Here is a 10,782-nt window from a genome sequence, read left to right on the forward strand (position 1 = left end):
CGCTGCCCAGTCCGCTGACCAGGAACGGCAGTGCCAGGTGCCACGCGCTGGCGCCGTGCTGCAGGCCGCCGGCCACGATCCCGAACCAGACCAGGCCGACCATGGTGATCGCCAGCCCGATGTGGAGGACGTGCCGGCCCAGCTTCGGGCCGAGTGCGGCGCCCGAGGCGGCGGCGCCGATCGCCATGCCGAGCGCATACGGCGTCTGCGCGATCGCCGCGTGCTGCGCGGAGTAGCCCAGCCCGAGCTGCATGAACAGGCTCATCACCAGGCCCAGGCCGACCATCGAGACGAAGAACGTGCCCAGGAAGATCAGGCCGGCCACGAAGCCGCGGTGTCCGAACAGCGACGGCTCGATGATCGGGTGGTCGCTGCGCCGCTCGCTCCACGCGAAGATCGCGAAGACGACCAGCGCCGCGGCCATCACGCCGTACAGCCAGGTCGGCCAGCCGAGGTCGCGGCCCTGGACGAGGGCGTAGATCAGCCCGGCGCACGCGACCGTGACCAGCAGCGACCCGGCGGGGTCGAGCCGGGTGCCGGGCGTGGTCGGGACGTCGGGCAGGTAGCGCCAGGCGATCAGGCCGCCGATCAGGCCGATCGGCACGTTGATCAGGAAGATCGCGCGCCAGCCGGTGCCGGCGATGTCGGCGTCGATGAGGAAGCCGCCCAGGATCGGGCCGAGCACCGCGGAGAGGCCCATGATCGGGCCGAACGGGATGAACGCCTTCTGCAGCTCGTCCGGCGGGAACGACTGCTTCACCAGCGCCAGACCCTGCGGGATCATGGTCGCCCCGAAGAGCCCCTGGACCACGCGGAACGCGATCAGCGTCCCGGCGGTGGGGGCCAGGCCGCAGGCGAGCGAGGCGATCGCGAAGCCGGTCATCCCGACGATGAACATCGGCCGCCGCCCGATGATGTCGCCGAGCCGGGCCGAGGTGATCAGCCCCACCGCGAAGGCCAGGGTGTACGCCGCCAGGATCCACTGCAGCGTGGTCTCCGAGCCGCCGATGTCGCGGCGGATGGACGGGCCGGCCAGCTGGGCGACGGTGCCGTCGATGAGGTCCATGACGTCGGCGATGATCACCGCCGCCATCACGAACCATCGATAGCGGTAGCCGGACGCGACGGCGGTGGAGAGCGTCTGTGCGGACGACATGCCTGCACCTTTCGAACGGTGTTCGGGAAATGACGAACACCGTTCTACTTACGAACACCGTTCGTGTCAAGGTAGATTGCATGACATGGCGGAGAAGAGCTGGCAGGCGGGGCCGCTGCGGGTGCGCGTCATGACCCGGGACGAGCCGCCCAGGGAGCGCCTGACCCGGGACCGCATCGTCGACGTCGCGCTGGACCAGATGGCCGAGCAGGGGTACGACGCGGTCTCGATGCGCACCGTGGCGCGGGCACTCGGCACCGGGCCGGCCTCGCTCTACGCCCACGTCGCGAACAAGGACGAGCTCGACCAGCTGGTCATCGACCGGATCGCCTCCCTGGTCGAGCTGCCCGAGCCGGACGCGGACACGTGGCGCGATCAGGTCAGGCAGCTGATCCGGGACATGCTCGCCGCCTATCGCGCCCACCCCGGCTCGGCGCGCGCCGCGCTGGCCACCATCCCCACCGGCGAGGGCGGCCTGCGGGTCGCCGAGGCGATGATGGCGGTACTCATCACCGGCGGCGTGCCACCTCAGGCGGCCGCCTGGTTCTGCGACCTGGCGGCGCTCTACGTCAGCGCGATCGCGGCCGAGGAATCGATCTGGGTCGAGCGCGCCAAGGCCGCGGCGGCCGCCGGCGAGCCGATCGACGAGCAGGCCATGGTCGAGCGGGTACGGCGGGTCTTCGCGTCGCTGCCCGCCTCGGCGTACCCGATGCTCGCCGGGCACGCCGAGGCCATGACCAGCGGTGACGGCGAAGAGCGCTTCGAGTTCGGCCTCGACGTACTGCTGGCGGGGCTGGAGGCGGTTGCCGCGCGGATGCACTGATCCGGGGCTCGCGCTTGTTAGGGTGGGCCCGCCGAGCTTCCCCCGTGCAGTGCTGTCAGTGGCCTCTGACAGGATGGCGCGTCCCACCGATCGTGAGCAGGGAGCCCGCATGTACCTGAAGAGCCTGACCCTCAAGGGGTTCAAGTCCTTCGCGTCTGCCACCACGCTCCAACTCGAGCCGGGCATCACCTGCATCGTGGGTCCCAACGGCTCGGGCAAGTCCAACGTCGTCGACGCGCTCGCCTGGGTGATGGGCGAGCAGGGCGCCAAGTCGCTGCGCGGCGGCAAGATGGAGGACGTCATCTTCGCCGGCACGTCCGGCCGCCCGCCGCTGGGCCGTGCGGAGGTCGTGCTGACCATCGACAACTCCGACGGCGCGCTCCCGATCGAGTACGCCGAGGTGACGATCTCGCGCACGATGTTCCGTTCGGGGGGCTCGGAGTACGCGATCAACGGGCAGTCGTGCCGGCTGCTCGACGTACAGGAACTGCTCAGCGACTCCGGTATCGGGCGCGAGATGCACGTCATCGTCGGTCAGGGCCAGCTCGACACCATCCTGCACGCGACACCGGAGGACCGACGCGGGTTCATCGAGGAGGCCGCCGGCGTCCTCAAGCACCGCAAGCGCAAGGAGAAGGCGCTACGGAAGCTGGACTCCACCGAGGGCAACCTCACCCGGCTGGGCGACCTGCTGGTCGAGATCCGGCGCCAGCTCAAGCCGCTGGGTCGCCAGGCCGAGGTGGCGCGCCAGGCGGCCACCGTGCAGGCCGACGTCCGCGACGCGCGGGCCCGGCTGTTGGCCGATGACCTGGTGGCCGCGCGCACCGCGCTGGAGCAGGAGCTGGCCGACGAGTCGGTGCTGATCGCCCGGCGCCAGGAGGTCGAGGCCGCGATCGCGGCCGCCCGCGAGCAGGAGGCGGCCCTGGAGGCGGCGCTGCGCGAGGACCTGCCCGCGCTCTCGCAGGCTCAGGAGACCTGGTTCGCGCTCTCCGGGCTGCGCGAGCGCTTCCGCGGCACCCAGTCGCTGGCCGCCGAGCGGCTGCGCAACGCCTCCGCGACTCGGGAGGTCGAGGCGCAGAGCGGCCGCGATCCCGAGCAGCTGGAGGCCGACGCCGTCCGAGCTCGCGAGCAGGAGGTGGCGATCGACGCCGAGGTCGAGTCCCGCCGTGCCGCCCTGGAGCAGGCCGTCAACGCGCGCAAGGCCGCCGAGGACGCCGCCGCCGAGGAGGAGCGCCGGGTGGCCGCGCTGCACCGGGCCGCGGCCGACCGCCGCGAGGGCCTGGCCCGGCTGACCGGACAGGTCAACGCCCTGCGCTCGCGGGTGGCGGCCGCCGACGAGGAGGTCGGCCGGCTCTCGCTGGCGCGTGAGGAGGCCGTCGCCCGCGCCGAGCGGGCGCAGCGCGACTTCACCTCCCTGGAGACCAAGGTCGCCGGCCTCGACGCCGGTGAGGAGGGCCTGGACGCCGAGCACGAGGCGGCCTCGCTGGCCCTGGAGGAGATCGAGGAGCGGCTGGCCAAGCTTCAGGCGGAGGCCGCCCAGGCCGACCGCGACCGCTCCGCCCTGGCCGCCCGCAAGGAGGCGCTCGAGCTCGGCCTCAACCGCAAGGACGGCGCCGGTGCACTGCTGGCGTCCTCGCTCGAGGGCGTGATGGGTTCGGTGGCGGCGCTGCTCACCGTGCGCTCGGGCTTCGAGGCCGCCGTCGCCGCCGCGCTGGGCAGCGCGGCGGACGCGGTCGCGGTGGTCAGCGCCGACGCCGCGGTCGAGGCCATCGGCCACCTCAAGAGCGACGATCTGGGCCGGGCCGGCTTCCTGGTCGGTGGGGGTGGGGCCACTGCCGACGAGTGGCCGGCGCTGCCGGCGGGAGCGACGTACGCCACCGACGTGATCGAGTGCCCGCAGCCGCTACGCCCGGCGGTGCGCCGGCTGCTGGAGCGGGTCGCCGTCGTGGACGACCTGGCAGCCGCGCGGAGTCTGGTCGCCGCCGAGCCGGGCCTGACCGCCGTCACCCGCGAGGGCGACGTCCTGGGTGTCCACTTCGCGTCCGGCGGCTCCTCCAGCGCGCCGAGCCTGATCGAGATCCAGGCGGCGGTGGACGAGGCCGCCGAGCAGCTCGCCGAGGCGGTGGCGGCTTCCGAGCGGGCGACGTTCGAGACGTCGCGATTGGAGGCCGAGCGGCTGGAGGCGCACAAGCGCGTCGACGTCGCCCTGGCGAAGCTGCACGAGTCCGATGCGACCCTGGCGGCGGTGGCCGAGGAGCTGGGTCAGTACGGCGCCCAGGCCCGGGCCGCCCGCGGCGAGGCCGAGCGACTCGCCGCGGCGATCGAGAAGGCGCAGGAGTCCCGTGAGCAGGCGCTGGTCGGCCTGGCCGAGCTGGAGGAGCGGCTGGCCAGCGCGGAGCAGACCACCGAGGAGGAGCCCGACACCGGCGAACGGGAGCGGCTGGTCGAGGCCGCTCGGGCCGCCCGCCAGGCCGAGATGGACGCCCGGCTCGCACTGCGTACCTCCGAAGAGCGGGCGCGGGCGCTGCACGGCCGGGCCGACTCGCTGCGGCGTGCGGCCGCGCAGGAACGTGAGGCACGTGCCAAGGCCGCCGCCCGACGAGAGCGTGCCCTGCGAGAGGGACGGGCCGCGGAGGCGGTTGCGGCCGCCGTGGTCCACGTGCTGGCCCGGCTGGAGGTCTCGATCGCGCAGGCCGCCTCGGCGCGTGCCGCGATCGAGGAGCAGCGCAAGGGCCGCGAGCAGGAGCTGCTCGCCGTCCGGGCCGCGCTGCGTGAGCATGGCGCCCAGCTCGAGGAGCTGGTCAACTCCGCTCACCGCGACGAGATGGCCCGGACCCAGCAGCGGATGCGCATCGAGCAGCTCGAGGAGCGTGCCCTGGAGGAGCTCGGGCTGGACGCCGACGCGCTGGTCGCCGACTACGGCCCGGCGAACCTCGTCCCGGTGCCGCCGGCCGAGGACGGCACCGAGCGGGAGCCGGTCGCCTTCGACCGCGACGAGCAGACCAAGCGGCTGCGCACCGCGGAGCGGGCACTGCAGATGCTGGGCAAGGTCAACCCACTGGCGCTGGAGGAGTTCAGCGCGATGGAGGAGCGGCACAAGTTCCTCACCGAGCAGCTGGAGGATCTCAAGACCACTCGCAGGGACCTGCTCGACATCGTCAGGGAGGTCGACGCCCGGGTCGAGCAGGTCTTCGCCGAGGCGTGGCAGGACGTCGAGAAGGCGTTCGACCACGTCTTCAAGCGGCTCTTCCCCGGTGGTGAGGGCCGGCTGGTGCTCACCGACCCGGACAACATGCTGACCACCGGCATCGAGGTCGAGGCCCGGCCCCCGGGCAAGAAGGTCAAGCGGCTCTCCCTGCTCTCCGGCGGCGAGCGGTCGCTGGTGGCGGTGGCGTTCCTGGTGGCGCTGTTCAAGGCGCGGCCCAGCCCCTTCTACATCCTCGACGAGGTCGAGGCCGCGCTCGACGACACCAACCTGGGCCGGCTGCTGGAGATCTACGAGGAGCTGCGCGAGAACTCCCAGCTGCTCGTCATCACCCACCAGAAGCGGACCATGGAGGTCGGCGACGCCCTCTACGGCGTCACCATGCGCGGTGACGGCGTCTCGACGGTGATCTCACAGCGGCTGCGCGAGGCGGAGAGTGCCTGAGCGCTCATCGTCGCGGCTCTTGCGGAACACGAGGTGCATGATGTCGCTCGTGCCGTTGAACACCGGCGCGAGCAGCCAGACCGCAACCACGCCCAGCACACTGGTCACCGATGGCCGGCGATCCGCATGCGCGCGCTGCCACAGACCGGACCTGCTGACGCTGTCGAGCGGGAGGCTCGCCACCAGTTCGACGCCGTGGCGCTCGCAGAGCCGGGTGAGGCCGGCGCTGTCGAAGTACCACAGGTGCGGCGAGGGCAACCCAACCTGCCACAATCGCTGGAACGCCGATCGCATACCGAGCCGGTGGCACGCGATCGCCAGCCGGTAGAACAGGCCGCGGCTGTTGGGAATGTTCACCGAGAGCAGGCCGCCGGGGGCAAGGTGGCGGACTGACGCGGCGACGGCTCCGTCCACGTCGGGCAGATGCTCCAGCACATCGTTGTAGGTGATGGCGTCGAAGCTCTCCGCCGACTCCAAGGCATCGGGGAAGAACCCGACTCGCACCGGGCCACCGCTGCGAGCGGCGACCGCCTCGTCGGGCTCAAGGCCCTCCGCATGCAGGCCCCTGTCGCGTGCGGCGGCGAGGAACCAGCCGTGCGCCGACCCGACATCCAGGACACGCGACCCCGGCGTCAGACCGTGCGCGACAAGCCGATCGATGATCACGGTGAAGTTGTGATGGCGCAACTCGGCCAGACCAGCCTCGCGCAACTCCTCGTCGAGTCCGAGGTGCGCCTCCGAGTTGATGCCCACAGCCAGGGTCGAGGCCCACGTCCCACACTCCCTGCACTGCAGCACCACGGCTCCAGCCTGGTGCGCATCTCGCCGTCGCAGACACTGCAGGAGAGGGAAGGCATGGCGCTCCGAGGTCGAGGGACTGTACGCGTAGTGTCTATACCGAGCGGCGTGGCCTGTCGAGCGGCGGCCGTCCTGGGCCCACTACGGTGTCGCCATGCCAGACCGCTCCACACCCACCCGATCCGACTACGTCCACTGGCGCACCATCACCACCCGCTGGCGCGACGACGATGCCTACGGGCACCTCAACAACGCCACCTACTACGAGTACTTCGACACCGCCGTCAACGCCTACCTCTTCGAGGCCACCGGCACCAACGTGCGGCTGCTGCCTCGGATCGGGGTGGTGGCCGAGACCAGCTGCCGCTACCTGCGCGAGATCGGCTTCCCCGAGCCGGTCGAGACCGGGCTGGTGGTCGAGCGCATCGGCACCTCCTCGGTGATCTACCGGATCGGACTGTTCCAGGGACCGGGGGAGGAGGCGGCCGCCGAGGGGCGCTTCGTGCATGTGTACGTCGACAACACCGACCCGGCACGTCCCGTCGTACCGATGCCGGAGGCGATCCGCACCGCCGTCACGCCGCTGCTGCGCTGAGGATGATGCCCGCCGTGGCAGAGTAGAGAGCGTCGAGACCGTCTACTCGGGAGGCCACCGCGTCATGCTGACCGTCGTCATTGCCATGGTCGTGATCCTGCTGCTCGCCGCCGCGGTGGTGCTCTACGCCGCCTATCCGGCTCGCGGCGAGCGTCCACCGGTGGTGCCCTGGCTGGGCGAGGCGATGGAGCGGGCCGCCGACGCCGTGCCGACGCTGGATCCCGAGCAGGAGCACGACTGGTCCCTGCGACGCTAGCAGCGTCACACGGCAGTCGCGTCGCGCCGTCTCGCTCGGCCCGGTGGTGTTGGGTACTCTGCGCCGGTGCCCTCCCGCAGCCCTGAGACGACGTCCCCCCTCGGCGCCCCCATGGAGGCGTCGGGCGGTATCCACGCCGCTCCGGGCCGCGGCCGTCGGATGCTGCACTCGGCGACGACATGGACGGTGCTGGCGACGTTCGTGGCAACCTTCCTGCTGGCTCTCTACGTCGCCACTCAGCACACCGCCGCGAGCGTGTACGACGAGGGCCCGCACTTCGACTACATCTACAAGCTGCTCCACGGCCACCTACCCAAGACGGCGAGCCCGCTGTCGCAGGAGACCATCTGGGAGCTGACCTGCCGCGGGGGCCTGCCGTGGTACCAGCACCCACACTGCATGCACATCCCGCTGCCCGACGTACCGGTCCACGGCGTCAACTCGGCGCTGCTGTACTTCCCCATGTACTACGGGATCGCGGCGATCATCGCCGCGCCGCTGCACGCCCTGGGGGTCGACCTCTATACGGCGGCCCGCATCGCCTCGTGTCTGTTCTACGCGGCCGGCACGGCGCTGCTCACCTTCAGCCTGATTCGTCTGCGACTCTCCCGCGTCGCGGCACTGGGGGTCGGACTCGGCGTGATGGCGATCCCGGCCTACCTCTACCAAGGGGCCACCGTCACTCCCGACAGCATGGCGATGCTGTGTGGTGCGCTCAGCGTGTTCCTGCTGACCCTGCGCGTCTCGTGGTCGCGCCGGGTCGTCTACGCGACCATCGCGGCGACGGCGATGGCGCTCACCAAACCGAACTTCCTGCCGTTGGCCGGGATCACCGTGCTGCTGGCACTGCTCGTGCACCCGTCCGGCGAGGGTCGGGCGACGGTCCGGCTACCGCGGCTGCGGGGGCGCAACCTACGCCTGACCCTGCTGGCACTGGTGCTGCCCGTGCTCGCCGCGGGCGGGTGGGAGCTGTTTCGATCCCACGACCTCGCCCCGGGCGAGACCCAGCCCGATGGTGGCCTGACCGAGTCGCTCCTGCACACCAAGCTCGGCCTCGGGACCTTGATCCTCCAGGCAGCGCAGTACATGGGCCAGCCGTTCTCGAGCAGCCCGTTCGACACGTCTCCCCAGGGACTCAGCGTCGCCATCATGCTGGCGCACGGACTGCTGATCGGGGGCACCGTCGTCATCGCGCTCATGACCCGTCGTGAGCAGATCAGCATGGGGAACGTCGCCGCGATCGCCGGGCTCGCCGGGCTGGCGCTGTCGGCGGTCTACCTGCCGGCGACGTTCTATCTGACCTATCACTCCACGGGCACGGTGCCGCGCTACGCGTTCCCGATGGTCCCGCTGTGCGCTGCCGGCATCGCCCTGACGGTGAGCGGACGCTTCACCCGGTGGGTCATCCTCGCTGGAGGGGTGCTCTTCACGGTGTACGTGTTCACGCTGGTGCACCGCTTCTTCGGCTGAGTCCGGGACGCGCCGACCACCCATGCCGGAACCGACGCGGGCTCTGATTGGATGACGCCTATGACGTTGCTCCTCATCATCGTCGCCATCGCCGTCGTCGCCCTGGTGGTCGTCGGCACCACCGCGGCCCTGATCAGCCGCCGGCGGCCCACCGCGCCGCCGCGGGCACCGCAGGCGCCGACCACGACCACGACCGCGCCTGTGCCGACCACGACCACACCGGTCGAGGTCCCCGAGGCACCGGAGGCGCCCGCCGAGCCGGCGCCGGTGCTGGAGCGGCCCGAGACCACCGCCTCTCGGCTGGTGCGGCTGCGCCAGCGGCTCGCCGGGTCCTCCAACGCGCTGGGGCGCGGCCTGCTCGCCCTGATCTCGCGCGAGCAGCTGGACGAGGACACCTGGGAGGGGATCGAGGACGTCCTGCTGACCTCCGACATCGGCGTCGGGCCGACCCAGGAGCTGGTCGAGGGTCTGCGCACCCGGCTGCGGGTCGAGGGCAACGCCGATGCCCGCGCCGTACTCCGCGAGGAGCTGGTCAAGCTCGTCGACCCGACCTTGGACCGCCGCCTGCAGGTCACCGGCGAGGGCGACCATCCGGGGGTGGTGCTGGTGGTCGGCGTCAACGGGTCCGGCAAGACCACCACCGTCGGCAAGATCGCGCGCATCCTGGTCGCGGAGAACCGCCGTGTGGTGCTCGGTGCGGCCGACACGTTCCGGGCCGCGGCCGTCGAGCAGCTGGCCACCTGGGGCGAGCGGGTCGGCGTCGAGGTCGTCCGTGGTCCGGAGGGCGGCGACCCGGCCAGCGTTGCGTTCGACGCCGTCAGGGCCGGCGCCGAGGCGCAGGCGGACACCGTGCTGGTGGACACCGCCGGCCGGCTGCAGAACAAGCAGGGCCTGATGGACGAGCTCGGCAAGGTCAAGCGGGTCATCGAGAAGCAGGCGCCGGTCACCGAGGTGCTGCTGGTCCTCGACGCGACCACCGGCCAGAACGGGCTCATCCAAGCGCGGGTCTTCAGCGAGGCCGTCGACGTGACCGGCATCGTGTTGACCAAGCTCGACGGCTCGGCCAAGGGCGGCATCGTGGTGCAGGTGCAGCGCGAGCTCGGCGTCCCGGTCAAGCTCGTCGGACTCGGCGAGGGCCCCGACGACCTGGCGCCGTTCAGCCCCGAGGCGTTCGTCGACGCACTGCTGGGCTGAGGCCGGCCGAGCGATGCGCCTGCGACGACGGCCGACGGAGCAGGAGGAGCTGCTGGTCGGCTCCGACCTCTTCGATGAGCAGTGGTACGGCGCCCAGTCCGGGCAGCAGCTGGACCGGCTCGCAGCGGTGCGGCACTACCTCGATCACGGCGTGGGGTCGGGCCTTTCGCCGCACCCGCTGTTCGAGCCGGGCTACGTCCGGCGTCGGCTCGGTCCCAAACGGCTGGCCAGGCTTGGCGCGGGTGACCCGCTGACGTTCGTGCTTCGGCGCGGGCTGACGGTGCCCACCCATCCGCTGCTGGCACCGGCCGCGGCCGGATTGGTCGAGGGTGACCTGGCGGCATGGATCCGGGAGCGGTACGCCGCCTGGCCCGCGCGCCCCGAACGCGACCGGGGCCAGGTCGCGGTGTCGGTGGTGCTGACCTGCGCCCAGGCGCCCGAGCGGGCGCTGGCCGCGGGCCGGGCCGCCGCCGAGACGGTGGGCGACGGCGTCGAGATCCTGGTACGGGACGCCACCGGGGGCGCCCCCGACGGATCGGTGCTGGACGCGCTGCTGCGGTTCCCGGCGGTGCGGGTAGTGCGCGGAGAGGCCCGGCCCGCCGGTGAGATCGTCGTACTCCTGCACGACGACGCCGTCCCGCACGGCACCTGGCTCGACCCCCTGGTGGCGGCTCTGGACGCCTCGGGCGTGCTGGCCGCCGCGCCGCTGCTGGTGCAGCCGAGTGGTGCGGTGGAGTCGGCCGGGGCGGCCTTCCCGGTCGTCGGCCTGCCGCATCCGCTGCTGCGCGACTTCCCGGTCGAGGACGCCGCCGCGGCGGGTGCCCTGCGGCTGACCGCGCTG

The 10,782-nt window shown here is 72.0% G+C and carries 9 protein-coding genes; 7 read left to right on the top strand and 2 right to left on the bottom strand.

Annotated elements, in window-relative coordinates:
* The coding region (locus VHA72_RS15325) for an MFS transporter (RefSeq protein ID WP_325576740.1) at positions 1 to 1,156 on the bottom strand (1,156 nt) is incomplete at its 3' end.
* A gap of 85 nt (positions 1,157 to 1,241) precedes the next feature.
* Between VHA72_RS15325 and VHA72_RS15330 the strand changes: the two genes are divergently transcribed.
* Entirely contained in the window at positions 1,242 to 1,979 is a 738-nt protein-coding gene (locus VHA72_RS15330) for a TetR/AcrR family transcriptional regulator (protein ID WP_325576742.1), read from the top strand.
* 109 nt (positions 1,980 to 2,088) lie between these two features.
* Positions 2,089 to 5,628, top strand: a complete 3,540-nt coding sequence (smc, locus tag VHA72_RS15335) for a chromosome segregation protein SMC (protein WP_325576744.1) — start codon at positions 2,089 to 2,091, stop codon at positions 5,626 to 5,628.
* Here smc and VHA72_RS15340 read toward each other — a convergent pair.
* Positions 5,596 to 6,429, bottom strand: coding sequence for a class I SAM-dependent methyltransferase (locus VHA72_RS15340; protein ID WP_325576746.1), 834 nt, complete (start codon positions 6,427 to 6,429; stop codon positions 5,596 to 5,598). The two genes, smc and VHA72_RS15340, sit on opposite strands and share 33 nt — an antisense overlap.
* A gap of 151 nt (positions 6,430 to 6,580) precedes the next feature.
* On the opposite strand from VHA72_RS15340, the gene VHA72_RS15345 reads away from it, so the two are divergent.
* The 5 genes from VHA72_RS15345 to VHA72_RS15365 form a co-directional block, all read left to right on the top strand.
* Entirely contained in the window at positions 6,581 to 7,021 is a 441-nt protein-coding gene (locus VHA72_RS15345) for an acyl-CoA thioesterase (protein ID WP_325576748.1), read from the top strand.
* Positions 7,022 to 7,085: 64 nt separating this feature from the next.
* Positions 7,086 to 7,277, top strand: coding sequence for a hypothetical protein (locus tag VHA72_RS15350; RefSeq protein WP_325576750.1), 192 nt, complete (start codon positions 7,086 to 7,088; stop codon positions 7,275 to 7,277).
* A 66-nt stretch (positions 7,278 to 7,343) separates the two neighbouring features.
* Positions 7,344 to 8,747, top strand: a complete 1,404-nt coding sequence (locus tag VHA72_RS15355) for a glycosyltransferase family protein (RefSeq protein ID WP_325576752.1) — start codon at positions 7,344 to 7,346, stop codon at positions 8,745 to 8,747.
* Positions 8,748 to 8,807: 60 nt separating this feature from the next.
* Entirely contained in the window at positions 8,808 to 9,941 is a 1,134-nt protein-coding gene (ftsY, locus tag VHA72_RS15360) for a signal recognition particle-docking protein FtsY (RefSeq protein WP_325576754.1), read from the top strand.
* Positions 9,942 to 9,954: 13 nt separating this feature from the next.
* On the top strand, positions 9,955 to 10,782 hold an 828-nt coding region (locus tag VHA72_RS15365), incomplete at its 3' end, for a glycosyltransferase family 2 protein (RefSeq protein ID WP_325576757.1).

Source organism: Nocardioides sp. (assembly GCF_035547795.1).
In the GTDB taxonomy this organism is placed as follows: domain Bacteria; phylum Actinomycetota; class Actinomycetes; order Propionibacteriales; family Nocardioidaceae; genus Nocardioides.